At 60.0% G+C, this 24,353-nt stretch carries 26 protein-coding genes (1 of these 26 running past the window's edge); 15 read left to right on the forward strand and 11 right to left on the reverse strand.

Translation table 11 applies throughout. From position 1 onward, the window contains the following. Position 1: 1 nt before the first annotated feature. The gene (locus tag ACSAMW_RS17190) at positions 2–1,300 is read right to left on the reverse strand and encodes a peptidylprolyl isomerase (protein ID WP_195755889.1); all 1,299 of its coding nucleotides are present in this window, start codon (positions 1,298–1,300) and stop codon (positions 2–4) included. After that, positions 1,275–4,046 carry an LPS-assembly protein LptD gene (locus ACSAMW_RS17195; RefSeq protein WP_500591325.1) on the reverse strand — a complete coding sequence of 924 codons (2,772 nt, stop codon included), beginning with the start codon at positions 4,044–4,046 and terminating at the stop codon, positions 1,275–1,277. The genes ACSAMW_RS17190 and ACSAMW_RS17195 overlap by 26 nt, the downstream gene beginning before the upstream one ends. Before the next feature lie 128 nt (positions 4,047–4,174). Between ACSAMW_RS17195 and ACSAMW_RS17200 the strand changes: the two genes are divergently transcribed. From ACSAMW_RS17200 to ACSAMW_RS17210, 3 genes are read left to right on the forward strand one after another with little or no spacing between them, the layout of a single operon-like run. Then, a complete protein-coding gene (locus tag ACSAMW_RS17200) occupies positions 4,175–5,200 on the forward strand; it encodes an aminoglycoside phosphotransferase family protein (RefSeq protein WP_500591326.1) in 1,026 nt (341 codons plus the stop codon). Beyond that, the gene (gene murU / locus ACSAMW_RS17205) at positions 5,197–5,868 is read left to right on the forward strand and encodes an N-acetylmuramate alpha-1-phosphate uridylyltransferase MurU (protein ID WP_500591327.1); all 672 of its coding nucleotides are present in this window, start codon (positions 5,197–5,199) and stop codon (positions 5,866–5,868) included. Before ACSAMW_RS17200 ends, murU begins: the two co-directional genes overlap by 4 nt. Next, positions 5,868–6,632: a TerB family tellurite resistance protein gene (locus ACSAMW_RS17210; protein ID WP_500591328.1), complete on the forward strand. Its 765-nt coding sequence runs from the start codon at positions 5,868–5,870 to the stop codon at positions 6,630–6,632. The genes murU and ACSAMW_RS17210 overlap by 1 nt, the downstream gene beginning before the upstream one ends. A 5-nt stretch (positions 6,633–6,637) precedes the next feature. On the opposite strand, the gene ACSAMW_RS17215 is transcribed toward ACSAMW_RS17210, so the two are convergent. Beyond that, complete coding sequence (locus tag ACSAMW_RS17215; protein ID WP_246231500.1) at positions 6,638–7,603, reverse strand: alpha/beta hydrolase family protein; 966 nt, start codon at positions 7,601–7,603, stop codon at positions 6,638–6,640. Positions 7,604–7,724: 121 nt separating this feature from the next. On the opposite strand from ACSAMW_RS17215, the gene rpe reads away from it, so the two are divergent. From rpe to ACSAMW_RS17250, 7 genes are all read left to right on the forward strand, one after another. Next, a complete protein-coding gene (gene rpe / locus ACSAMW_RS17220) occupies positions 7,725–8,399 on the forward strand; it encodes a ribulose-phosphate 3-epimerase (RefSeq protein WP_168085371.1) in 675 nt (224 codons plus the stop codon). Next, a complete protein-coding gene (locus ACSAMW_RS17225) occupies positions 8,396–9,214 on the forward strand; it encodes a phosphoglycolate phosphatase (protein ID WP_500591329.1) in 819 nt (272 codons plus the stop codon). Before rpe ends, ACSAMW_RS17225 begins: the two co-directional genes overlap by 4 nt. A 67-nt stretch (positions 9,215–9,281) precedes the next feature. Next, positions 9,282–10,763, forward strand: coding sequence for an anthranilate synthase component I (gene trpE / locus ACSAMW_RS17230; RefSeq protein WP_500591330.1), 1,482 nt, complete (start codon positions 9,282–9,284; stop codon positions 10,761–10,763). Positions 10,764–10,828: 65 nt separating this feature from the next. Continuing rightward, positions 10,829–11,428 carry an anthranilate synthase component II gene (locus ACSAMW_RS17235; protein WP_500591331.1) on the forward strand — a complete coding sequence of 200 codons (600 nt, stop codon included), beginning with the start codon at positions 10,829–10,831 and terminating at the stop codon, positions 11,426–11,428. 10 nt (positions 11,429–11,438) lie between these two features. Then, on the forward strand, positions 11,439–12,488 hold the full coding sequence (trpD, locus tag ACSAMW_RS17240; protein WP_500591332.1) for an anthranilate phosphoribosyltransferase: 1,050 nt from the start codon (positions 11,439–11,441) through the stop codon (positions 12,486–12,488). After that, a complete protein-coding gene (gene trpC / locus ACSAMW_RS17245) occupies positions 12,485–13,291 on the forward strand; it encodes an indole-3-glycerol phosphate synthase TrpC (RefSeq protein WP_500591333.1) in 807 nt (268 codons plus the stop codon). The genes trpD and trpC overlap by 4 nt, the downstream gene beginning before the upstream one ends. Positions 13,292–13,320: 29 nt before the next feature. Continuing rightward, positions 13,321–14,037 carry a lipoate--protein ligase family protein gene (locus tag ACSAMW_RS17250; protein ID WP_500591334.1) on the forward strand — a complete coding sequence of 239 codons (717 nt, stop codon included), beginning with the start codon at positions 13,321–13,323 and terminating at the stop codon, positions 14,035–14,037. Here the strand turns inward: ACSAMW_RS17250 and crp are convergent. Further along, entirely contained in the window at positions 14,022–14,663 is a 642-nt protein-coding gene (gene crp, locus ACSAMW_RS17255; RefSeq protein ID WP_500591335.1) for a cAMP-activated global transcriptional regulator CRP, read from the reverse strand. The genes ACSAMW_RS17250 and crp overlap by 16 nt on opposite strands. Before the next feature lie 190 nt (positions 14,664–14,853). Between crp and ACSAMW_RS17260 the strand changes: the two genes are divergently transcribed. Together ACSAMW_RS17260 and speD are read left to right on the forward strand one after the other, a co-directional pair. Then, positions 14,854–15,291, forward strand: coding sequence for an OsmC family protein (locus ACSAMW_RS17260; RefSeq protein ID WP_168085363.1), 438 nt, complete (start codon positions 14,854–14,856; stop codon positions 15,289–15,291). A gap of 206 nt (positions 15,292–15,497) precedes the next feature. Further along, entirely contained in the window at positions 15,498–16,289 is a 792-nt protein-coding gene (gene speD / locus ACSAMW_RS17265; protein WP_168085362.1) for an adenosylmethionine decarboxylase, read from the forward strand. A gap of 51 nt (positions 16,290–16,340) precedes the next feature. On the opposite strand, the gene coq7 is transcribed toward speD, so the two are convergent. The 5 genes from coq7 to hemJ all read right to left on the reverse strand — a co-directional run bounded on the left by coq7 (position 16,341) and on the right by hemJ (position 19,282). After that, on the reverse strand, positions 16,341–16,988 hold the full coding sequence (gene coq7 / locus ACSAMW_RS17270; protein ID WP_500591336.1) for a 2-polyprenyl-3-methyl-6-methoxy-1,4-benzoquinone monooxygenase: 648 nt from the start codon (positions 16,986–16,988) through the stop codon (positions 16,341–16,343). Between the two features lie 42 nt (positions 16,989–17,030). Further along, on the reverse strand, positions 17,031–17,369 hold the full coding sequence (locus ACSAMW_RS17275; RefSeq protein WP_500591337.1) for a histidine triad nucleotide-binding protein: 339 nt from the start codon (positions 17,367–17,369) through the stop codon (positions 17,031–17,033). Positions 17,370–17,440: 71 nt separating this feature from the next. Continuing rightward, positions 17,441–18,214 (reverse strand): SDR family NAD(P)-dependent oxidoreductase, encoded by a 774-nt coding sequence (locus tag ACSAMW_RS17280; protein WP_500591338.1) that lies wholly within the window; start codon positions 18,212–18,214, stop codon positions 17,441–17,443. A gap of 62 nt (positions 18,215–18,276) precedes the next feature. Further along, positions 18,277–18,771, reverse strand: a complete 495-nt coding sequence (locus tag ACSAMW_RS17285; protein ID WP_500591339.1) for a DUF805 domain-containing protein — start codon at positions 18,769–18,771, stop codon at positions 18,277–18,279. Positions 18,772–18,856: 85 nt separating this feature from the next. Beyond that, positions 18,857–19,282 (reverse strand): protoporphyrinogen oxidase HemJ, encoded by a 426-nt coding sequence (gene hemJ, locus ACSAMW_RS17290; protein ID WP_500591340.1) that lies wholly within the window; start codon positions 19,280–19,282, stop codon positions 18,857–18,859. 119 nt (positions 19,283–19,401) lie between these two features. Between hemJ and argC the strand changes: the two genes are divergently transcribed. Then, positions 19,402–20,436, forward strand: coding sequence for an N-acetyl-gamma-glutamyl-phosphate reductase (argC, locus tag ACSAMW_RS17295; protein WP_500591341.1), 1,035 nt, complete (start codon positions 19,402–19,404; stop codon positions 20,434–20,436). A gap of 117 nt (positions 20,437–20,553) precedes the next feature. Continuing rightward, complete coding sequence (gene erpA, locus ACSAMW_RS17300) at positions 20,554–20,904, forward strand: iron-sulfur cluster insertion protein ErpA (protein WP_168085355.1); 351 nt, start codon at positions 20,554–20,556, stop codon at positions 20,902–20,904. Between the two features lie 48 nt (positions 20,905–20,952). Here the strand turns inward: erpA and ACSAMW_RS17305 are convergent, their stop codons facing one another. Together ACSAMW_RS17305 and ACSAMW_RS17310 are read right to left on the reverse strand one after the other, a co-directional pair. Beyond that, positions 20,953–22,044 (reverse strand): anhydro-N-acetylmuramic acid kinase, encoded by a 1,092-nt coding sequence (locus tag ACSAMW_RS17305; RefSeq protein ID WP_500591342.1) that lies wholly within the window; start codon positions 22,042–22,044, stop codon positions 20,953–20,955. Position 22,045: 1 nt separating this feature from the next. Further along, positions 22,046–23,473, reverse strand: a complete 1,428-nt coding sequence (locus ACSAMW_RS17310; RefSeq protein WP_500591343.1) for a peptidoglycan DD-metalloendopeptidase family protein — start codon at positions 23,471–23,473, stop codon at positions 22,046–22,048. A 217-nt stretch (positions 23,474–23,690) separates the two neighbouring features. Here ACSAMW_RS17310 and tyrS point away from each other — a divergent pair, with 217 nt between their 5' ends. Next, on the forward strand, positions 23,691–24,353 hold the 5' portion of the coding sequence (tyrS, locus tag ACSAMW_RS17315; RefSeq protein WP_500591344.1) for a tyrosine--tRNA ligase. It continues 537 nt past the right edge of the window; the window shows 663 of its 1,200 coding nt (coding positions 1–663); its start codon is at positions 23,691–23,693; the stop codon falls past the right edge of the window.

Consider the following 24,353-nt stretch of genomic DNA (forward strand, 5'->3'; position numbering starts at 1 on the left):
CTCACTGCTTGATTTCGACGTAGGCCTCGTCACGGATCTGACGGAGCCAGGTTTGCAGCTCTTCGTCGTATTTGCGGTTACGCAATACGTTGAGGGCCTGTTGCTCGCGCGCTTGCTGGGTAGCGTCGGTTGCACGCCGGCCCAGCACTTCCAGAATGTGCCAGCCGAACTGGCTCTGGAAGGGCTTGGAGACGGTATCGACAGGCGTTTGCGCCATCACGTCGCGGAATTCCGGGACCAGGGACTGCGGGTCGATCCAGTTCAGGTCGCCACCGTTGAGCGCCGAACCAGGGTCTTCCGAGTAGTTCTTGGCCAGGGTAGCAAAGTCTTCGCCGTCCTGGATGCGCGTGTACAGCGTTTCGATCAGCCGCTGGGTTTCAGCAGGGCTACGAATTTCGCTAGGCTTGAGCAGGATGTGGCGCACGTGCACTTCATCACGCATTTCAGCCTGGCCGCCCCGAGCTTCCATCAACTTGAGGATGATGAAACCGCCTGGCGTACGTACCGGCTGGGTCACATCGCCCGGCTTCATGCCGGCCAGCATCTGGTCGAAGGGAGGAGGCAGTTGCGCAGCCTTGCGCCAGCCCATGTCACCACCTTCCAGGGCGTTGTCACTGGCCGACTTGGCGGTCGCCAATTGCGCGAAGTTCGCGCCTTCACGCAATTGCTGATACAGCGCCATGGCCTGGTTGCCAGCGGCTTGTATCTGCTGCGCATTGGCCGCTTCAGGAGTAGCGACCAGGATGTTGGCCAGGTGGTATTCCTGGGACAGCTGCGCCTTGCCGCTTTCAGAGGCCAGGAAGTTCTTCACTTCCTGCTCGCTCACTTGAATACGCTCGGCAACGCGGCGCTGGCGCACCCGGCTGATGATCATCTCGCGACGCACCTGCTCCCGGGCGGTGTTGAAGGACAGGCCGTCGTGGCTCAAGGCTGCACGGAACTGGTCCAGGCTCATGTTGTTGCGCTGAGCAATGGTCCCCATGGCACTGTTGAGTTCTTCGTCGGTAATGCGAATGCCGGAGCGTTCACCGATCTGCAACTGCAGGTTTTCCAATACCAGGCGGTCCAGGACCTGCTTTTGCAGTTCTTCTTCCGGTGGGGTGCCACCACCGCGCTTGGCGATGGTTTGCCGCACTTCCTGCACACGCTGTTCAAGCTGGCTTTGCATGATCACGTCGTTATCGACGATGGCCACTACCTTGTCCAGCGGTTGAACCTGCGCGTGCGCCAGGGAACCCAGAAACAGTGCGCCCAACAGCAAGGGGCGCAGTCGATCACATAGCATGGTCTTCACGTTCACGATAACCCTGAATGCCTTTGTCGAGGAAACCTTCGACTTTATTGCCCACTACGCCACCCAGGCCCTTGAGCACGATTTGCAGGAAGATGCCGCGATCGCCCTTCTCGTTTTCAGGAGCGTTCTGGCTGTACTCGTCATAATCGACCCAGTAACGGTTGATCAGGCGCAGTTTCCAGCAGCAATTGTCGTACTCGAAGCCACCGAAGGCTTCCAGCGTGCGGTTGCGGTTGTAGTCGTACTGCCAGCGGCTGATGAGGTTCCACTGCGGAACCAGCGGCCAGATGACCGAGAAGTCATGCTGCTGGATCTTGTAGTAGTCCTTCACGTAGTTGGCCTGGCCAGGGGTGCCGTAGTCGCCCCCGAACTGCCAGCGACCCGTCGCTGTGTCGTAATGGATAGTGTCGTCGCGGTAGCGGAAGCCGGCGTTGACCACCTTGTTGGGGTTGTCTTCAGGCTGGTAGTGGAACATGGCGCTGCCCGAGCGGGTGCTGCGGCTGTCCGGGTCCCAGTTGAAGTCCGAAGTGAAGCGCCAGTCGCGGTTGAAGCGGTATTCGTACTCTAGGGCGTACGGCGAAACGTTGGCTTGTGCTTCGTCGCGGTCGCGGTAGTTGATGTCCGGCAACTGAACCTTGCGGTCCTTGAAGTACACCGCCTGGCCAATGGCGAAGCGCTGGCGTTCAAAGCCGTTGTCTTCGATCCAGCGGCTGGTCACGCCCAGCGACAGCTTGTTCTCGTCACCGATACGGTCGCCACCGCTGAAGCGGTTGTCCCGGAACAGCGACGCATAGCTGAATACGCTTTCGCTGGTATCGAATACGGGAATGTCGCTCTGCTTCTCGTAAGGCACATACAGGTAGAACAGGCGCGGTTCCAGGGTTTGGCGGTAGTTGGTGCCAAACATCTGGGTGTTGCGGTCGAAGTACAGGCCACTGTCGATACTGGTGATCGGGACGCTGATGTTCTGGGAGCTGTCGAAGCTTTGGCCGTTCTGGGCCATGTACGCCTTGCCCTGGCTGTCCAGGTCCAGATCATACTGGGTGTACTTGTACTTGAGCGTGGGCCGGATGTAACCGTAGGTCCATTCCATGGGCAAGGAAACCGCGGGTACGAAGTCCAGGCGGTCGCCATTGGCACGGTTCAGGCCTTGAACGTTTTCGTCGATCCGCCTATCCGTTCCATTGTCTTCGTTACGATAGGTCCCGGTGCGCAGGTCACGATCAAACCGCACGGCTTCGGTGTGGTAGCTGAACTGCAAGCCGGCCGGCTGGAAGGGCAACATGCCATCCAACGTCAGTTGCGGCAGGCGATCATATGGCGTGATGTCTGCTACGGTGGCCAGCTGGTAGGACTGCACGTTAAGCCGCGCCGTATAACCCTGCCCACGGTAGGTCAGGGCACCTTGCTGGTTCACGAAGTCCCGGCGCTCGACGCCGATGACATCCGTTTGCAGGTCTTGGAAGTAGTACGGGTCGCTGATGCGGGTGTAGTCCACCTCGCTCAGCAGGCGAGTGTCCATGCCACCCTTGTGCTGCCAGTTGATCATCCAGCGGCGATCGGCGTAGTCGGACTGATCCTTGCGGTCGTCGTTCTCGTCGTTCAGGTACGAAGCACCCAGTTGGCCTTCGCTGCCCGGCGTGAGGTAGCGGAATTCGCCTTCCATCATCAGGCCGCGCTTGGCCATGTAGCGCGGGTACAGGGTGGCGTCGTAGTTGGGCGCCAGGTTGAAGTAGTACGGGGTGACCAGCGTGAAGCCGCTGTCGCTGCTGCTCGAGAAGCTCGGCGCCAGGAAGCCGGATTGGCGGCGGTCATCGATCGGGAAATAGAAGTACGGCGTGTACAGAACAGGAATGTCCTTCACCCGCAGCGTGGCGTTGGTCGCAGTGCCGAAGCCGGTCGCCGGGTTGAGGGTAATGTTGTTGCCCTTGATGGACCAGGCATTGCTGCTGGGTTCGCAGGTGGTGTAGGTGCCGTCCTTCAAGCGGATGATAGCGTTCTCGGCACGCTTGGCGTACAAGGCCGACCCCCGGGCCTTCTGCTTGTGCAGCACGTATTCGGCGTTGTCGATTTGCGCCGCACCGGTATCCAGTTGAACCTCGGCGTGGTCGCCGACGATCAATGCGCCGTTGTCACGCAGCTTCACATTGCCGTTCAGCTCACCGCGGTTTTCGGACTGGTGCAGCGCCGCCTCGTTGGCTTCGACCTGCATGCTGCCCTGGCGCATGACCACATCACCGGCGAGGGTAGCGGTTTGCGACTGCTCCTCGTAACGGGAGGCGCGGGCATTCAGGTAGGTCGGTGCATCGGACTTGGACGTTTTGTCGTTCATGCCCGGGCGCAGCGGCTCTACATAGGTACCGGAGCAGTAGGGGCCAGTTTCGGCCAGCTGGGCCGGGGTCAGCTTCTCGCGAGGGACCCAGTCCAGGTGGCTGTAGTCGGCGCTGCGGGACTTGAGCCCACGGCCCTTGCTTTCGGTCACCAGCGTGGTCGCCGGGCCTGTGCCTTCAGCCGTAGTACCTTGTTCGGTACCCTGCGCCGAGCTCACCGAAGTGGCATTATGCTGCGGGCGCGGCGGAAGCGCCGTATTGGCGTCGCGGGTTTTGCAGTCCCAGGAACCCGAAGCGGACACTTGGCAGTCATACTGCGGTGCCGCACTTGCGAACGGTACGGCAAAAGGCTGCATCGCCAGCAGTGAGCCGGTTACCAGCAACGGGAATTTTCTACGAAACGCGGGGGATTTCAATGCCATCTTATTAGTCCGGGCTTCCTGCGTGCCATCTGCCCGTGCGGGTATGCACGCCTCTCGATGGTCTGAAAAAGATGCTGGATAATAAAGCATGACCCGCTTGACGGCTAGCGCCGTCGGAGACTCTGTAAATGCTTGATCATGATGTACGCCTTCAGTTGCTGGAACCTTGGCTCCAAGCTGAACTGCATAACCTGTATCGGAACGAAGGGTGGGGCCAGGTGCCGGAGGGCACCCTAACCCCGGCCAGCAGCGACGCGAGCTTCCGCCGTTATTTCCGCTGGGCAGGTGATGGCCGCAGCTTTATTGTGATGGACGCGCCGCCGCCCCAGGAAAACTGCACCCCTTTCGTAAACATTGCAGCACTGCTGGCCTCGGCTGGTGTGCATGTGCCCACCCTCCATGCACAGGACCTGGACCGTGGCTTTCTGCTGCTCAGCGACATGGGCACGCAAACCTACCTGGATGTGCTTACGCCGGAAAATGCAGACGAACTGTTCGATGCGGCCATCGGCGCGCTGCTGAAATTCCAGCAGTTGCCAATGACGGCGCCCTTGCCCAGCTATGACACTGCTCTGTTGCGCCGTGAGTTGGAGCTGTTCCCCGAATGGTATGTGCAGCGCCACTTGGGCGTGCGGTTTACCGAGCAGCAGCAGGCGCTGTGGAACGAGGCCAGCCAACTGTTGATCGATAGCGCGTTGGCACAGCCCAATGTGCTGGTACACCGGGACTACATGCCACGTAACCTGATGGTAAGCACCCCCAACCCAGGTGTGCTCGATTTCCAGGATGCCGTGTACGGGCCGGTTACCTACGACATTACGTGCTTGTTCAAAGACGCGTTCCTGAGCTGGCCAGAAGCTTTCGTGAGCGAGCAGTTAAATCGCTACTGGCAGAGAGCACGCGCCCAAGGCATACCCGTGCAGAGCAATCTGGCCGACTTCCTCAAGGCCAGTGACCTCATGGGCGTGCAGCGCCATTTGAAAGTGATCGGGATCTTCGCCCGCATTTGCCACCGGGACGGCAAGCCACGTTACCTGCAAGACGTGCCACGTTTCTTTGCCTACATGCGTGCGGTGACTCAGCACCGTAAAGAACTGGCGCCCCTGGCCCAACTGCTGGACAGCCTGCCCCCAGCGACCGAAGGTGCCGCATGAAAGCGATGATTCTGGCGGCGGGCAAGGGGGAACGCATGCGCCCCCTCACCTTGCATACACCCAAGCCCTTGCTCAAGGTAGGCGGTATGCCCCTGATCGAGCACCAGTTGCGGGCGTTGGTGAGCGCTGGCGTTCACGAGCTGGTGATCAACCATGCCTGGCTGGGCGAGCAGATCGAGGCGTACCTGAAAGACGGCGAAGGGTTCGGTGCCCACATTCAGTATTCCGCTGAAGGCGAGCCTTTGGAAACCGGCGGCGGAATCTACAAAGCACTGCCGTTACTAGGAAGCGAGCCGTTTGCAGTCGTCAACGGTGATGTGTGGAGCGATTACGATTACACCTCGCTTCACTTGCCAGAGGGCGCGCTGGCGCACTTGGTGATGGTAGACAACCCGCCCCACCATGTTACCGGCGACTTCGCCTTGAGTGACGGGCGCCTGGCCGACTTGCCTGCGCAGGGGCAGGCCCTTACGTACAGCGGCATTGCCGTGCTGTCGCCTGAGCTGTTTGCCGGGTGCAGCGGAGGTGCCTTCAAGCTGGCACCCTTGCTGCGCCGTGCCATGGCCGTAGGGCAGGTCACCGCGGAGTATTTCAAGGGCACCTGGGTGGACGTGGGCACGGTAGAGCGCCTGGCCGAGGTTGAACAGTTGCTGGCAGGGCGTTGCTGATGCTGTGGCCAGTGACGGTGGTAGGCGCAGCGGCGGGCTTTGCACTGGCACACATTCCCGGCAGCATTCTGGGCGCCCTGATCGGGCAAGCGGTGGACCGCCGGTTGGAGGTCTACACCTGGTCCCAGCTATGGGCGCGTATGAAGGGCCAGCCGGCATTGCCACTTAACGACCTATTGTTCGTGATGCTGGGGCGGCTGGCCAAAGTCGACGGCCGTGTGCAAGAGAGCCATATCGCCCAGGCCCGCCATGAAATGACTCGGATGAGCCTGAACGAGGGCGCCCGCAAACAGGCAATTGCTGCGTTCGGCCGGGGCAAGACCGGCAAGGATAATTTGCGCGGTCCATTGCGACGGCTTCAGGTACAGCCTGCCACGGCGGAGGGGTTGCTGCGGGCATGCTGGCGAATGGCGTGGGCGGACGGTCAGCTCGGGCAGGGTGAGCAACGCCTGTTGGTGGAATGGGGTGGCTGGCTAGGCTTGACCGTACCCCAGGTGCGGGCCCTGGGTGTCGATTACGCGCCCGCTTCACGCACGTTGGCCAGTTCCACAAACGCCTATCATGAAGCCCTCAAGGTCTTGGGCGTTACGGCGGCAACGGAGGGGGACCAGATCAAGCAGGCCTATCGCCGGCTATTGAGCCGGCACCATCCCGACAAGCTTCAAGGCAAGGGCGCTAGCGCGGCACAGGTCCGCTCGGCGACGGAGCGTACCCGGGAATTGCATAGCGCTTACGACATCGTGCGCAAACGTCGGGGGCTGTAGCCGTGTCAGTCTGGCTTCGGGTTCAGCCAGCCCCGCACGCGGCGGTAGAGCTGCTCCTGTTCTGAAGCCTGATCGCCGGGCAAGTCGTTGAGCTCCGTTTGCCGATACTGGCTGCCAGCCTGGCGCTTGCTGGCCTGCAGCCGCTGTGCGGCTGCGCTGCGCAAGTTAGGGCTGGTCGCATAATAGATGTCATACACCGGCACCTTGAGTTGCGGTGCCAACTGGTCCAGCCCGGCCGGGGCCGCTTCGGGCGTTTTACCGGCCACCATTATCAGGCGCTGCGCACGGGAGGGTTGGCGCTCGCTCAAATAGCGGGCTGCCCAGTACGCCCCTGTGCCGTGGCCCAGCAGTACGATATTGCGCGCTTTCACTTGCTGAGCGAAAGCGATGCCGGCGTCTATACGGGCAAAGATCCGGGCGGCATCGGTTTTGAGCTGGTCGTCGACGCTGGGTGGCTGGGCGTCGGCGGGGGCTGTGGCATCTGCGCCACTGGCTGCGGCTTGTTCAATGGGCGCGTTGGCATCGGCTGGCGTGGCGGAACTGCCGGCCGCTGCAGGCGCTGGCGGCTCGATGCCACGGGGTTGCACGGCCTCCTCCAGCAAGTCTGGCAGCGTTAGGCTAAGGGTGCTCCATTGGGCGTCAGGCAAGCGGTTGCGCAGCGGTGCTACCACGTCTGGCCAGTTGGCGCTTTCTCCCGCGCCTGGCACGATAATCGTCACACCTGTAGGGTCTGCCGTGTTGGCAGGGTTCCACAGGGCCATGAAGTTATCGCTGCCGGCTTGCAGGGTTTGCACCGCCTGGGCCGGCAGTTGCCGGGCCAGGGCCTGGGCTTCCTGCTCGCTGCGCTCCTGCAACGGTGCGCGTTCGGCAGGTTTTGGCGTATCGGCGGGGGCGTCGGCGGCTACGGCGCAGCAGGCGAAGGGCAGGGCAGTGACCAGCGTGAAGAGGGTGGCACGTTGAAAAGCGCGCATCATGGTTTCCGTTTCAAATGCTTGCCCGCAGCCTAAAGGCATTCGGGGGCGACCGCCAGTGCTGCCCGCTCTGGTCGCCATCGGCTACAATGCGCCATCGTGACCAGCCTGCAGGTTCAGCATGCAACCCTTTGCTATTGCACCGTCCATTCTCTCCGCCGACTTCGCTCGCCTGGGCGAGGAGGTTGACAACGTACTTGCCGCCGGTGCGGATGTGGTGCACTTCGATGTGATGGATAACCATTACGTGCCCAACCTCACCATCGGCCCCATGGTGTGCGCTGCCCTACGTAAATACGGTGTTACGGCCCCCATTGACGTGCACCTGATGGTAAGCCCGGTAGACCGCATCATCGGCGATTTCATCGACGCTGGCGCTACCTACATCACGTTTCACCCTGAAGCCACTCAGCACATCGATCGCTCGCTGCAACTGGTGCGCGAAGGTGGGTGCAAGTCCGGGTTGGTGTTCAACCCCGCCACGCCACTCAACCTGCTCGAATATGTGATGGACAAAGTGGACATGATCCTGTTGATGAGCGTGAACCCCGGCTTCGGCGGGCAGAAGTTCATCCCTGGCACCCTGAACAAGCTGCGCGAGGCTCGGGCCCTGATCGATGCCAGTGGCCGGGACATCCGGTTGGAAATCGACGGCGGTGTGAATGTGCACAATATTCGCGAAATCGCTGCCGCGGGGGCAGACACCTTCGTAGCGGGTTCGGCCATTTTCAACGCACCGGATTACCGTCAAGTGATCGATGCCATGCGCGCCGAGCTCGCCCTGGCCCGCCCATGAGCGCGCTGGATCGCTTGTTCCCAGGGCGCTTGCCCAGCCTGGTGATGTTCGACCTTGATGGCACCTTGATCGATTCGGTGCCGGACATCGCCGCCGCCGTGGACCACATGCTGGTACAGCTAGGGCGCGAGCCTGCCGGCCTTGAGGCCGTACGCACCTGGATAGGCAACGGCTCCAAGGTGCTGGTACGCCGTGCGCTAGCGGGTAGCCTTGACCACACTGGCGTCGATGACGCCAGTGCCGAGCAGGCCCTAGGGTTGTTCATGGCCGCCTATGGGCAGGCCCACGGCCATACCGAGGTGTACCCTGGCGTCCGGGAGGCCCTTAAATGGCTGGCAAAGCGCGGCGTGGAAATGGCGCTGATCACTAACAAGGCCGAGCAGTTCGTCGCGCCTTTGCTGGATGAACTGAAACTGGGGCAGCACTTTCGCTGGATCATCGGCGGCGATACCTTGCCGCAGCAGAAACCAGACCCCGCTGCCTTGCTGCATGTCATGAAAATGGCCGGCGTTACGCCTGAGCAAGCCCTGTTCGTGGGCGACTCGCGCAACGATGTATTGGCCGCCAAGGCGGCCGGGGTCGCCTGTGTGGCCTTGAGTTATGGCTACAACCATGGCAGGCCTATTGCCGAAGAACACCCTTCGATGGTCATCGATGACCTACGCGCGCTTTTGCCTGGTTGCTTCGAGCGTTCCGCTGAGATAACGTTGCCCGACACCCCTGCCCCTTCAGGTCGAGAATCTCCCGTGGCGGTTACCTGCAAACTCTGGATGAAAGTCATCAAGGCCCTGGCCCGCTGGCGCTGGCGCGCCTGACTTCCCCTGGCCGGTCCGCCGGCGCGTTTGCTCGTATCCCTGTTATTTCCTCCGCCACGAGGCAGCTATGACCCGCGAAGACTTCTTGCGTTTGGCCGATGCCGGTTTCAACCGTATTCCCCTGGCCCACGAAACACTGGCCGACTTCGACACCCCATTGTCGATCTATCTGAAGCTGGCCGACCAGTCCAACTCCTACCTGCTCGAATCCGTACAGGGTGGCGAGAAGTGGGGCCGCTACTCGATGATTGGCCTGCCGTGCCGCACCGTACTGCGGGTATACGGCCATACGGTGTGCATTACCTGTGACGGCGTCGAGATCGAACGGCACGAGGTGGACGACCCACTGGCCTTCGTTGAACAGTTCAAGGCCCGTTACACCGTGCCGACCGTCGCTGGCCTTCCGCGCTTCAATGGCGGCCTGGTAGGGTATTTCGGGTATGACTGCGTGCGTTATGTGGAAAAGCGCCTGGGCGCCAGCCCCAACCCAGACCCGATTGGCGTGCCGGACATCCTGCTGATGGTGTCCGACGCCGTGGTGGTGTTCGACAACCTGGCGGGCAAGATGCACGCCATCGTCCTGGCCGACCCTGCACAACCTGATGCCTACGACCAAGGTCACGCGCAACTGGCTGAGCTGATGGAGCGCCTGCGCCAGCCCATCACCCCACGGCCAGGGCTGGATCTTTCCAGGGCGCCAGGCCCGGAGCCGGTGTTCCGTTCCAGCTTCAGCCAGGGCGATTTCGAGCGCGCAGTCGGCACCATCAAGGACTACATCCTGGCGGGCGACTGCATGCAAGTGGTGCCTTCGCAGCGTATGTCCATCGACTTCGCGTCAGCCCCCATCGACCTGTACCGCGCCCTGCGCTGCTTCAACCCTACGCCATACATGTACTTCTTCAATTTTGGCGACTTCCATGTGGTGGGCAGTTCGCCAGAGGTGCTGGTACGGGTGGAAGACAGCCAGATCACGGTTCGGCCCATCGCCGGTACACGCCCCCGAGGTGCCACGGAAGAAGCGGACCATGCGCTTGAAGTAGACCTGCTCAGTGACCAGAAGGAGCTGGCCGAGCACTTGATGTTGATCGACCTGGGCCGCAATGACACGGGCCGTGTGTCCGAAATCGGCAGCGTGAAGCTGACGGAAAAAATGGTGATCGAGCGTTATTCCAATGTGATGCACATTGTGTCGAACGTGACCGGTCAACTGAAGCAGGGGCTGACAGCTATGGATGCGCTGCGCGCGATCCTGCCAGCGGGCACCCTGTCCGGCGCGCCGAAAATTCGCGCCATGGAAATCATCGATGAGCTGGAGCCGGTCAAGCGCGGTGTGTATGGCGGCGCAGTGGGCTACTTCGCCTGGAACGGCAACATGGACACGGCCATTGCCATCCGCACGGCCGTGATCAAGAACGGCGAGCTTCATGTGCAGGCAGGCGCGGGCATTGTGTCCGACTCGGTGCCAGCCCTGGAATGGGAAGAGACCCTGAACAAACGGCGGGCCATGTTCCGTGCGGTCTCCCTGGCCGAGCAAGCCAAGGCTGAATAAGCGGCGCAGCCCCAGCCGGGGTTGGCCTTTTCCAGATTAGAGAGCCAGATTCCAGAGGTCGCACCATGCTGCTGATGATTGATAACTACGACTCCTTTACCTATAACGTTGTGCAGTACCTTGGCGAGTTGGGCGCCGAGGTGAAGGTGGTACGCAACGACGAGCTGACAGTCGCCGAAATAGAAGCCCTGGCGCCTGAGCGTATTGTGGTATCCCCCGGGCCTTGTACGCCCAGCGAAGCGGGCGTTTCCATTGATGCCATCCTGCACTTCGCCGGCAAGCTGCCGATTCTAGGGATCTGCCTGGGCCATCAGGCCTTGGGGCAGGCCTACGGTGGCGAGGTGGTGCGCGCACGCCAGGCCATGCATGGCAAAACCAGCCCGGTGACCCATGGTGACGTGGGGGTGTTCGAAGGCCTGGCACAACCGCTGACGGTTACCCGCTACCACTCGCTGGTGGTTAAGGCGGACAGCCTGCCCGACTGCCTTGAAATGACCGCCTGGACCCAGCACGCCGACGGCAGCGTGGACGAAATCATGGGCCTGCGGCATAAAACCCTGAATGTCGAAGGGGTGCAATTTCACCCCGAGTCGATCCTGACCGAGCAAGGCCACGAGTTGCTGGCCAACTTCCTCAAGCAAACCGGCGGCACTCGCCAGGGTTAAGGACAGGTACATGGATATCAAGACAGCCCTGGCGCGCGTCGTCAGCCAACTTGACCTGAGCACGGATGAAATGCGCGATGTGATGCGCCAGATCATGACCGGCCAGTGTACAGAAGCGCAGATTGGTGCCTTTCTCATGGGCATGCGCATGAAAAGTGAAAGTATCGACGAGATTGTCGGCGCAGTGTCCACCATGCGTGAGCTGGCCGGCCGGGTAGAGCTTCAATCGCTGGACCGGGTGGTGGACATTGTGGGCACCGGTGGCGATGGCGCCAATATTTTCAATGTGTCCACGGCCTCGGCCCTGGTCGCGGCAGCCGCAGGCTGCACAGTGGCCAAGCACGGCAACCGCGCGGTCTCAGGTAAAAGCGGCAGTGCCGACGTGCTGGAAGCCGCAGGGGTCTACCTGAATCTGACGCCGGTTCAGGCTGCGCGGTGTATCGACAGCATCGGCATCGGCTTCATGTTTGCACAGGCGCACCATGGCGCCATGAAGTTCGCGGCGGGCCCTCGCAAGGACCTGGGCCTGCGCACACTGTTCAACATGCTGGGCCCGCTGACCAACCCGGCAGGGGTAGTGCATCAAGTGGTCGGCGTATTCAACCCGGCACTGTGCCGCCCTCTGGCACAAGTGCTGTTGCGCCTGGGCAGCAAGCATGTGCTGGTGGTGCATTCCCGTGATGGCCTTGACGAGTTCAGCCTGGCTGCGCCGACTACCGTGGCCGAGCTGAAAAACGGCGAAATATTCGAGTACAGCGTAGAGCCTGAAGACCTTGGGCTGCGCAGCCAGAGCCTGCATGGCCTGACAGTGGGCAGCCCGCAGGGCTCCCTCGAACTGATCCGTGATGCCATTGGCCGCCGCAAGACCGAAAATGGCCAGAAGGCGGCTGAAATGATCATTCTCAACGCAGGCGCAGCACTCTATGCCGCTGACCATGCCAGCACCTTGAAAGAAGGTGTGGCGTTGGCCAGCGATTCGCTGCATACAGGCCTGGCCCGTGAAAAACTGGAAGAACTGGGGGCCTTTACGGCCGTGTTCAAGCAGGAGAACGAAGTATGAGCGTGCCCACCGTGCTGGAAAAAATCCTTGCTCGCAAAGCCGAGGAAGTGGCTGACCGCAAGGCGCGTATCAGCCTCAGTGAACAGCAGGCTGCTGCCCGTTCCGCTTCGCCGGTGCGTGGTTTCGCCGAGGCCCTGTTGCAGCGCCAGCGCAACAAGCAAGCGGCCGTGATTGCAGAGGTCAAGAAAGCCTCTCCTAGCAAAGGCATCATCCGGGAAGCATTCTACCCTGCAGAAATTGCCACCAGCTACGAAGCGGGCGGTGCCACCTGCCTTTCTGTGCTCACAGATGTGGATTTCTTCCAGGGGGCCGACCATTACCTCCAGCAAGCGCGTGAGGCCTGTTCGCTTCCCGTCATCCGCAAGGATTTCATGATCGACCCATACCAGATCTACGAAGCCCGTGCCTTGGGTGCCGATTGCGTACTGCTGATTGTATCGGCGCTGGGAGACAGCATGATGGTCGAGCTAGCGGGCGCAGCCAAGGATGCCGGGCTGGATGTGCTTGTGGAGGTGCACGATGGCGATGAGCTGGAGCGTGCTCTCAAGCACTTGGACACCCCGCTGATCGGTGTGAACAACCGCAACCTGCACACCTTTGAAGTGAGCCTGGAAACGACGCTGGACCTGCTGCCACGTATTCCACAGGATCGCATGGTGGTCACCGAAAGCGGCATTCTGAACCGTGCCGATGTGGAGTTGATGGAGATCAACAACGTCTATGGTTTCCTGGTAGGCGAAGCCTTCATGCGGGCCGAGCACCCAGGTGACGAACTGGCGCGGTTGTTCTTTCCCAACCGTTGAGCAGGGTTCGCCTACCTGGAGCCACGACCATGGCCGATGTGCAGCAACTGACCACCGAACAGGGCCTGCAGGCTGAATTGGCGTTGTTGGCTTCAGTGTGCGAAGGGCGGCAGGAAGACGGCGTGTTGCTATGGCAGCCCGTGGACCAGGCGTTGGTCATGCCCCGGCGCATGGAGAGGCTGTCTGATTTTGCTCAGGGTGCTGCTGCCGTCGAGGCGTTGGGGTGGCCAGTACTGCTGCGGGAAACCGGTGGCGAACCCGTCCCGCAGTCCTCCGCGACTGTAAACGTGGCGTTGGTGTATGCCGCACCCCGCATCGAAGGGGACCTTAATCGCCTGGAGCGCGCCTACCTTCGGTTGTGCCAACCTTTATGCCGCGCCCTTGAGTGCCTGGGAGGCGAAGCAACGTTGGGTGAAGTACCCGGTGCGTTTTGCGACGGGCGTTACAACGTTAACCTGGATGGGCGCAAGTGGGTAGGCACGGCCCAGCGCTGGCGCCAGTCACGCCAGCACGGCGGGCCTGTGGTGCTTGTGCACGGCGCCATGCTCATGCATGACCAGCGTGAAGCCATGGTGGCGGCCGTTAATCGCTTCAATGAAGCCTGCGGGTTGCCACAGCGCTGCAACGCCGACAGCCATGTGGCGTTGGAACAGCGTTTTCCTGGCCAGTACGTGCTAGATGATGTGCAGGCCTGGATAGCGCGGGAGCTGACAGATATTCGCGGGCTGCATCAACGCGTGCCGTAGACCACCATGGTTTTTCCCTTCACCTGGATCAGCTGGCGTACTTCCAGGTCTTTGAGCACGCGCCCTACCATCTCCCTGGAGCAGCCTACAATTCGCCCGATTTCCTGGCGCGTGACCTTGATCTGCATACCATCGGGGTGTGTCATGGCATCGGGTTCCTTGCACAGGTCGGTCAGGCAGCGGGCTACACGCCCCGTCACATCATAAAAAGCGAGGTCGCCCACCTTACGTGTCGTTCGGCGAAGCCGATTCGCCATCTGCGAGCTGAGGCTGTACAGGATTTCCGGCTCCAACCGGGCCAGCTCGCGAAACTTCACATAGCTGACTTCGGCCACTTCGCATTCGGTCTTTGCCCGCACCCAGGCGTTGCGTTCGCCTTCCATATGGGGCGGGTCGAAAAGCCCAAGTTCGCCGAAGAAATCACCTTGGTTCAGGTAGGCAATGACCATTTCCCGGCCATCGCTGTCTTCGATCAGGATGGTGACCGAGCCTTTGATGATGTAGGACAGAACGAGCGACTTGTCGCCGGCGCAGATGATGTTGCTCTTGGCGGCGTATCGACGCCGTTGGCAATGCCCCAGGAGTTTGTCAATCGGGCTGGTTTTGGTAGCAACTAACGCAACCATGGGCTGGATTCCGGTACGAGGCGACAGATAAAGATGAGAAGTCAGAATGCCATCAAATTGGCGTCAGCTTATCAGCACTTCATTTGTATCGCGATATTTGCCAGGAACTTGAGACCTTTAAGAAAAATGCGCTGATTTTGCCTTGAAATGGCTGTGCTAAGCTGGCCGCCTTTTTAAAGGAGAGCCAGTAATGAAGGCACGTATCCAGTGGGCCGGTGGGGCTATGTTCATCGGAGAATCCGGTAGCGGCCATGCCGTAGTCATGGACGGTGCACCTGAAAGCGGCGGGCGCAACCTGGGCGTTCGGCCGATGGAAATGGTGTTGATCGGCCTGGGTGGCTGCAGCAGCTTTGACGTGGTTGCCATTCTCAAGAAAGCACGCCAGCCCGTGGAAAGCTGTGAAGCCTTCCTGGACGCCGAGCGTGCCGATGAAGACCCCAAGGTGTTTACCCGTATTCACTTGCGGTTCGTGGTGCAGGGGCGGGGTTTGAAAGAATCTCACGTGAAGCGCGCGGTGGAGCTATCCGCCGAAAAGTATTGTTCGGCCTCCATCATGCTGGCCAAAGGTGGGGTGAGCGTGACCCATTCGTACGAGATCATCGAGCTGGGCGACGCTCAATTATCATAAAAGGCTTTCATACTGGCGTGAGGTGGCGCAGGTCTGCATAATGCGCCACTTTTTCAAGGCTACCTTGAAGCCGGTTAGCAACCGGGCAGAACAACCAAAATCGCCAACGCGAAGAGGTGTAAACCGTCCTACGCAGTCGCCAGCTGGCGCCTGACGGGCATGCTTGATCACGCGGCTCGGCCGCATTCAAAGAGAGTTTTCAGACGGTGAAAAGCAAACTCAAGCTCCACGGGTTCAATAACCTGACCAAGACCTTGAGCTTCAACATCTACGACATCTGCTATGCGCAGACGCCGCAGGACCAGCAGGCTTACGTCGAGTACATCAACCAAGAGTACGACGCCGCTCGCCTGACCCAGATCCTGACAGACGTTGTCGACATCATTGGTGCCAATATCCTGAACATCGCGCGTCAGGACTACGAGCCGCAAGGCGCCAGTGTGACGATCCTCATTTCAGAACAGCCGGTCACGCCTACCGACAGCCAGATTGAAGAGTCGCCTGGGCCACTGCGCGATACCATTCTGGCACACTTGGACAAAAGCCATATCACGGTCCATACCTACCCGGAAATTCACCCAGACAACGGCATAGCAACGTTCCGTGTGGACATTGACGTTTCCACGTGCGGCGTGATTTCTCCGCTCAAAGCGTTGAACTACCTTATTCACCAGTTCGATTCAGACATTGTGACTGTGGATTACCGTGTGCGCGGCTTTACCCGCGACATCGAAGGGCGCAAGCACTTCATCGATCACGAAATCAATTCGATTCAGAACTACCTGTCTGAAGACACCCGCGACGCCTATCAGATGATGGACGTGAACGTTTACCAGGAAAACCTGTTCCACACCAAGATGCTGCTCAAGCAGTTCGAACTGGATAATTACCTGTTTGGCGATGCCACCAGCAATTTCTCCACCGAGCAGCGGGCACAAGTGACTGAGCGTGTGAAACACGAAATGCTCGAAATCTTCTATGGGCGCAATATCGCCTGATTTGGCCCAAGGTATGGCCCGCTGCTTGAGCGGGCCGTGGCTACCTACCGGTTATACCCGGTAGGTGCTTTTGGTCATGACCTTGGCCATCAGGCTCATGCCGAGCTTTACCGGAAGCGGAAAACGAAAGCCGCCAGCATCCAGCGCGGCCTGGGCGTGGTGGGATTCGTCCGTATGCATCTGCTCTAGAATGGCGCGGGATTTCTGGTCTTCCACGGGAAGCTGGTGCAGGTGCTCTTCCAGGTGCTTGCATACCTGATGCTCTGTCGCCGCCACAAAGCCAAGGCTTACCTTGTCACTGATAAGCCCGGCCACGGCACCCATCCCGAAGGACATGCCATAGAATAGTGGGTTCAGCACGCTTGGCCGGCTGCCCAGTTGGCGAATGCGTTGCTCGCACCACGCCAAGTGGTCCACTTCCTCATTGGCGGAGTGCTCCATGGACGCGCGCACTTCTGGCAACCGTGCTGTCAGCGCCTGCCCTTGGTAGAGCGCTTGCGCACAGACCTCACCTGTATGGTTCACGCGCATCAGGCCGGCCACGTGTTTGCTCTGGCTGTCGCTCAGGGGGACATCCGGCTGCAGTAGGGCAGGGGAGGGCCTGGACGGCTGGCCGCTGAACGGCAGCAGCGTACGGGCGACGTTGTCAGCCTGGAGCAGGAGTTTATCAAGCGTTGAATAATGGCGGTCGTTGGCCACGAATACCTCCCGGGAACATGAAAAGCGAAACAGGAACAGGCATCAGCCCGGCGGCCAGGTCATCTGGCGCTTGCCCAGTACGTGCAAGTGAATGTGGTAGACCGTCTGGCCACCGTCTTCATTACAGTTCATCACTACCCGGAAGCCTTTCTCGCAACCTTGCTCCTTGGCCAGGCGCTGGGCGGTGTACAGAATATGCCCGGCCAATGGCACGTCCTCTTCCTTAAGGTCGGCTAAGGTAGCGATGGCCTTTTTCGGCACTACCAGGAAATGCACCGGCGCCTGGGGCGCGATGTCATTGAAGGCAATAACCTGGTCATCTTCATAAAGGATGGTGGCCGGTATTTCTCTTCGGATGATCTTGTCGAAAAGCGTGTCCACAGCGTTTCTCCCTGACTGTCGTGCGTGGCCCAGTGTACTCACCTACGGGTGGTTACGCCCAGCCTCTTTGGTCATGGTCGCATATAGGCCTTGTTAACCAAGGCCATGGCCTTGCGTACTAGCCACCGCGGTGCAAGCCGAGCGGCACGGCTTGCCCAGCGTGCCCGCCACCCTGGAATGATCACCGCTCGGTTTCGCTCCAACGCCAACACTGCCTGGCGCGCGACTTCTTCCGGGGGCAGTGCAAAGCGGCTGCGCTGCCCAGCGCGTGGAGGAGTACCCACCGCGCTCAAGGGGCCGGGGCATAGTACTGAAACGTCTACCCCGCTTTGCCTGAGCTCCTCGCGCAGGCCCTCGGACAAATGCAGCACATAAGTAGCGCTGGCAGCATAGCTGCTTCTCCAAGGGCCTGGCTGGAACGCCGCTATGGAGGCCACGTTCAGGATCTGCCCGCCACCGTTGACGGCCATGCTGTTACCGATGGCATGGCACAGGCGAGCCAGGGCCAGCATGTTCAGCTCGATCAGGTCCTGTTCGCGCAACCAGTCTTGGGCAAGGAAGTGCCCTTGTGAGCGCAAGGCCGCGCCGTTCACCAGCAGGTCAATGTGCTGCCCGCTTTCTTCCAGCTCCAGCAAGAAACCGGTCAGGCGCAGAGGCTCGCTCAGGTCGCAGGCCCTAAACAGCACCTCTACCCCGAAGCGCTGGGTGAACTCGATGGCAATGGGTTCCAGGTCTTCACGGTAGCGCGCTACCAACAGCAGGTTGCGCCCCCGGCGGGCCAGGGCTTCAGCAAGGGCCAGGCCAAGGCCGCTTGAGGCACCGGTTACCAAAGCGTAGGAAGGCATAGAGAAAAACAGGCACGGTGAGTGAAGAAGGGGTGCAGTTTATCCCTATGCCTTGGGGGCTGTCACAGCGACTGAACAAGAGTTTGAAAAGTCTCGCTGAAAGGCAGCATGGCGCCTCCAATGAAGGCGGCTATCAATGATGTAACGACTATCAGCACCTCGCACTTGGTGGCTGGTGCAGGTGGAGGGCCATATTTGTTGGCCCCTTCCGTGCCACGGCGAAACAGAATAAATAGCGAGAAGGCTATGCCTGCAATAGGGATGAACGCTGCACCAACCGACCACCATGGCCAGCCGAAGTCCATCGCACGGCGTGCGGCAAACACAAAGTTGGCAAGTGTCAGAGGCACAAGCACGATGAAAACGACAAGTGCAGAGTCGTTAGCGTTAAGCATCACCCAATACAGGGAGAGCATGACAATGGTTGTCAACGATCCCCAACACAGGTAACGGAGGCGATTGATGCGCCCGCTGAAAGCCAGTATGCGACCAGGGGCGTACAGGGTGGGAGGCACAACTTGAGCGGGTATGTCTTGAGTGGGGATGTCGCGGTTCATATGAAACAAGCCTTATAGCCAAAAATGGATCCGAACTATAAGGGGCCGAAGCCTCCTGTGCTTCGGCATTGTTTTACCTCTTTTTTCAGAATGGCTTCACCACCGCCAGCGACACAATAAGCAGCAACAGCACTGCAGGCACTTCATTAAAGAAGCGATAGAACTTATGGCTGTGTCGGCTTTCGTTGCGCTCGAAGCGCTTGCGGTGAGCACCGCACACGTGGTGATAGCCAATCAGCAACACCACTAGGGCAATCTTGGCATGTAACCATCCCATGCTCATCCAGCTTGGGTTCAGGTACACCAGCCAGGCACCGAAGATCAGTGTCAGCAGCATGGAGGGCGTCATGATACCCCGGTAGAGTTTGCGCTCCATAATCACGAAGCGCTCCCGGCTAGGCGCGTCCTCGCTCATGGCGTGATACACGAACAGCCGAGGCAGGTAGAAGAGCGCTGCAAACCAGCACACCAGGCTGACGATGTGCAGGGCTTTGATCCAGAGATAGAGCATGTAAGGGGCTTCCCACGGGTTAGGACGGCTCGATAGTAGAGCACCCTGGCGGTTGTGGCCAACGGCACACACCCCTATCATCGGGGCTTTCCAATTGCACGTTCAGGGTGGGCAGCTAGATGGTCAAGGTCGGTATCGTTGGCGGCACGGGGTATACCGGTGTCGAACTGTTGCGCTTGCTGGCGCAGCATCCGGAGGCTGAAGTCGCGATCATCACGTCCCGATCGGAAGCCGGCGTATCGGTAGCCGACATGTACCCCAACCTGCGTGGGCACTACGACAACCTCACCTTCAGTGTGCCGGACGTCGCCACCTTGGGCGCCTGCGATGTGGTCTTCTTTGCAACGCCCCATGGTGTAGCCCATTCGCTGGCGGGTGAACTGCTAGCTGCAGGCACCCGGGTGATCGACTTGTCTGCTGACTTCCGCCTGGAGGATGCCGATGAGTGGGCGCGCTGGTATGGCCAGCCCCACGGTGCGCCTGAGTTGCTGAGTGAAGCGGTGTATGGCCTGCCCGAGGTAAACCGCGAGCGCATTCGCTCGGCCCGCTTGATCGCTGTTCCCGGTTGCTACCCCACTGCTGCCCAGTTGGGCCTGCTGCCGCTACTTGAAGCCGGCCTGGCCGATACGTCGCGCCTGATTGCGGATTGCAAATCGGGCGTCAGTGGTGCCGGCCGAGGCGCGAGCGTGGGTTCGTTGTTCTGCGAGGCGGGCGAGAGCATGAAAGCCTATGGCGTGAAGGGGCATCGCCACCTGCCAGAGATCAGCCAAGGGTTGCGCAAAGCGAGCGGTGGTGACATCGGGTTGACCTTCGTGCCGCACCTTACCCCTATGATCCGGGGTATTCATGCCACGCTTTATGCAACGGTCACCGACCATTCCGTTGATTTGCAGGCGCTTTACGAGCAACGTTATGCCAGCGAGCCCTTCGTGGATGTGATGCCTGCTGGCAGCCATCCGGAAACGCGCTCTGTACGTGGCGCCAACGTATGCCGCATGGCCGTGCACCGCCCTCAAGGCGGCGACCTGGTTGTGGTGCTGTCGGTGATTGATAACCTGGTGAAGGGTGCTTCCGGCCAGGCCGTGCAGAACCTGAACATCATGTTTGGTTTGAACGAACGGCTTGGGTTGGCCCATGCAGGCCTGATGCCCTGAGCCGTGCGTAAGGTTGTGCCCTTGTCCGCCCCTGCACAATTGTTGACCAATTTGCTCGGGAAAGCGGATAATGGCCACCTTTCGCATTAAAGTTCGGCGTGCGCCGGGAGAGTCAGCATGAGCGTTGAAACCTTCACCCCCACGGTTTTGCAGTTCACTCAGGGTGCCGCCCATAAGGTGAAAACCCTGGTTGATGAAGAGGGCAATGACCGCCTCAAGCTTCGAGTATTCGTAACCGGTGGTGGCTGCTCGGGGTTCCAGTATGGCTTTACCTTCGATGAAGATATCGCTGACGACGACACGATCGTTGAGCGCGAGGGCGTGAGCTTGGTGGTAGACCCCATGAGCTTCCAATACCTGGCAGGCGCCGAAGTGGATTACCAGGAAGGATTGGAAGGGTCACGTTTCGTGATCAACAACCCTAATGCCAGCACCACGTGTGGGTGTGGGCAGTCGTTCTCGATCTAACGCCTGGGCTGTTCCTGTAAACGCCGCGCACTGTCGCGGCGTTTTCGTTCAGGCGGGATAGATGGCGCCCAGTATGCGCAAGCCCTTGGCGCCAGTCACGGCAGGCCGGTTGGTTGGGATATGTTCCAGGCAGCAATGGGCCAGCCAGGCAAAGGCCATGGCCTCCATCCAGTCCGGGTCAACTGCCAAGGCCGCTGTACTGGCCACGGTAGCGCCGGGGATAAGCGCTTGCAGGCGAGCCATCAACGCTGTGTTGTGAGCGCCACCGCCACAAACGAATACGCCATCAGGGGCTGGCATCGCCCTGAGCAGGGCATCGGCGATAGTGCGTGCCGTCAGCTCAAGCAGGGTAGCTTGCACATGATGAGGCGCAACCATGGGGTGGCGAGCCAGGTGCGTATTCAGCCAAGGCAGGTTGAACACTTCCCGGCCTGTGCTTTTGGGGCCTTTTGTAGCGAAGAAGGGATCTGCCATGAACGTGCTCAGCAAAGGCTGATCGACGGTTCCGCTGGCGCCCCAGTTGCCATTCCTGTCATACAGTTCGCCTTTGCAGGTGTGTATCCAGGCATCCATCAGTACATTGCCTGGCCCGCAGTCGAAGCCGCTCACGGGGTGTTCGGGGCAGATCAAGCTGAGGTTGGAAAAGCCGCCAATGTTCACCACGGCAACGGCTTCGCCGTGATGGCCGAAAAGCGCTTCATGGAAGGCCGGTACCAGAGGGGCGCCTTGGCCGCCGGCGGCCACGTCGCGACGGCGGAAGTCCGCAACCACTGTGATGCCGCAGCGTTCGGCCAGTAAGGCTGGGTTGCCGATCTGAACCGTGAAGCCACGCGCTGGCTCGTGGCGGATGGTTTGGCCATGGCTGCCAATGGCGCGGACTTGTTGCGGCGCAATGCTCAGGCTTTGGAGAAGATGGGCAATCCCTTCGGCGGCCAGGGATGCCCAAGCGTTTTCAGCCAGGGCAACCCTGGCGACTTCGTCCTGCCCGCTGGTGCATAGCGACAGCAGTTCGTCCCGTAGTACTGACGGTAGGGGCACATAATGCGACCCCACCAAGCGTGTAGACGGCCCTTGCTCGACCAGCGCGATATCCAGGCCGTCGAGGCTGGTCCCGGACATTACGCCAACGTACAGCGCCATATCAGCGTTTGCTCGCAACCAGGGTAGAGCGCTCCTGATCCATCCGTGCCATCAACGGCTGTGCTATCTGCAGGAAGCGCTGGCGTTCGTTACGGGCAATAGGGTCAGCCATGGGCAGTTTCTGCCCCAGGGGGTCTACGTGTACGCCATTTACCTGGAACTCATAGTGCACGTGCGGGCCTGTGGACAGGCCGGTGGTACCGATGTAGCCAATGACCTGGCCCTGTTTGACGGCGCTGCCATCGCGAATGCCCTTGGCAAAGCCCTGCATATGGCCGTAAAGGGTGCGGTAGGTGTTGCCGTGCTGGATGATCACGGTATTGCCGTAGCCGCCTTTTCGCCCAGCGAGCAATACCTTGCCGTCACCTGTGGCCTTGATCGGCGTGCCCCGGGGGGCGGCGTAGTCCACACCTTGGTGGGCGCGGATCTTGTTCAGGATGGGATGCTTGCGGCCACCTGAGAAGCGTGAACTGATACGTGCGAAATCCACAGGCGAACGCACGAAGGCCTTGCGCATGCTGTTCCCGTCGGCGGTGTAGTAGTTGGTATTGCCCTGCTTGCTGGTATAGCGCACCGCGGTGTACACCTTGCCGCGGTTGACGAAGCGTGCAGACAGCACATTGCCAGTGCCAATCACCTTGCCATTGAGCACGCGCTGCTCATACACCACATCGAATTGGTCCCCAGGGTGGATGTCCTGAGCGAAGTCCACGTCATAGCCAAAGATGCTGGCCAGGTCCATGACCTGGGCGTGGGAAAGGCCGGCGCGCTGCGCCGATGCCGACAGCGAACTGGTGATGGTGCCGTGTACATAGGCTGCACGCATGACTGGCGTTTGCACGTCACGCTGGAAGGCGAAACTACCTGTGCTGCCGCGCTCAAGGCGGATGGATTCCAGGTTCGACAGTTTGGTGTGCAGGGTTTGCAGGTTGCCTTCAGGGGTTAGCTCAAACTCCAGTACCTGCCCTTTCTTGAGGTGGGTAAATTGCTTGGCCTGCTTGTCGCTGTCCAGGGCTGATTGAACCTCGCTGGAAGACAGCCCTACCTTTTCGAACAGCCCGGACAACGTGTCACCTTTTCCAACCACAACCTGGCGGTGCAATTGAGCAGGTGCCATCGCTACGGCCGGTTTTGCAGCTTCCGATGCAGGTGCATCAAGGGCAGTAACAGGTGCATCGTCCTCTTCACCCTCTATTTGAGCGAAAGGGGAGGGCTCGTTTCCAGCGTCTGCCGCTGGTGTGTTCAGGCTTTGTTCCTGGAACGTCTGGGTAGGCGGCTCAAGGTCTATGGCCAGGGATGTTTTCTTGGCCTCAACGTCGGCGGAAGGGAATACCAGCAAGGCCAGGCTGAGCAAGGCGGCGATGCCGCTAGCGGCCAGCAGGTGCGTTTTGGGGTAGAAGGGCGGCGCTTTGGAGGGTGCGTCGGTCATAGTTTTTGGCTTTTTAAATAGTAATGAAAATGAATTGGAAAAGATGAATGACATGATGAATATGAAATAACTGCCTAAAATATAACCAATTCATCCTTGAGGCAAGCTTTCCCAGACGCTTCGGCCGCAGGGCGGAGTCACATCGCCGCACTGCTTGGGTTTGTTCGGGTGATCTTGTATGTTGAGCGTTTGTTAATCGCAGCCGGTGGGGCGTTACATGCATTCTGTTGAGGAGCAGCTCGCGCTGATCAAGCGCGGCGCGGAAGAGGTATTGGTTGAAGCCGAGCTGATCGAAAAGCTGAAGCGTGGGCAACCCTTGCGCATCAAGGCAGGTTTCGACCCAACGGCGCCAGACCTGCACCTGGGGCATACGGTGTTGATCAACAAGCTGCGCCAGTTCCAGGAGCTGGGGCATCAGGTGATCTTCCTTATAGGAGACTTCACCGGGATGATCGGTGACCCCAGTGGCAAGAGTGCTACCCGGCCCCCGCTGACGCGCGAGCAAGTGCTCGAGAATGCTGAAACCTATAAAACGCAGGTGTTCAAGATCCTGGACCCGGCACGTACCGAGGTTGCCTTCAACTCAACCTGGATGGACCAGATGGGGCCGGCAGACTTTATTCGTCTGACTTCCCAGTACACAGTGGCCCGTATGCTAGAGCGCGATGATTTCCAGAAGCGCTACAGCACCAGCCAGCCCATCGCGATTCACGAATTCCTGTACCCGCTGGTTCAAGGCTATGACTCAGTCGCTTTGCGTGCAGATGTAGAACTGGGCGGGACAGACCAGAAATTCAACCTGCTGATGGGGCGCGAGCTTCAGCGCAGCTACGGGCAAGAAGCCCAGAACATCGTGACCATGCCGTTGCTTGAAGGGTTG

This window comes from Pseudomonas sp. AB39(2026) (assembly GCF_059831485.1).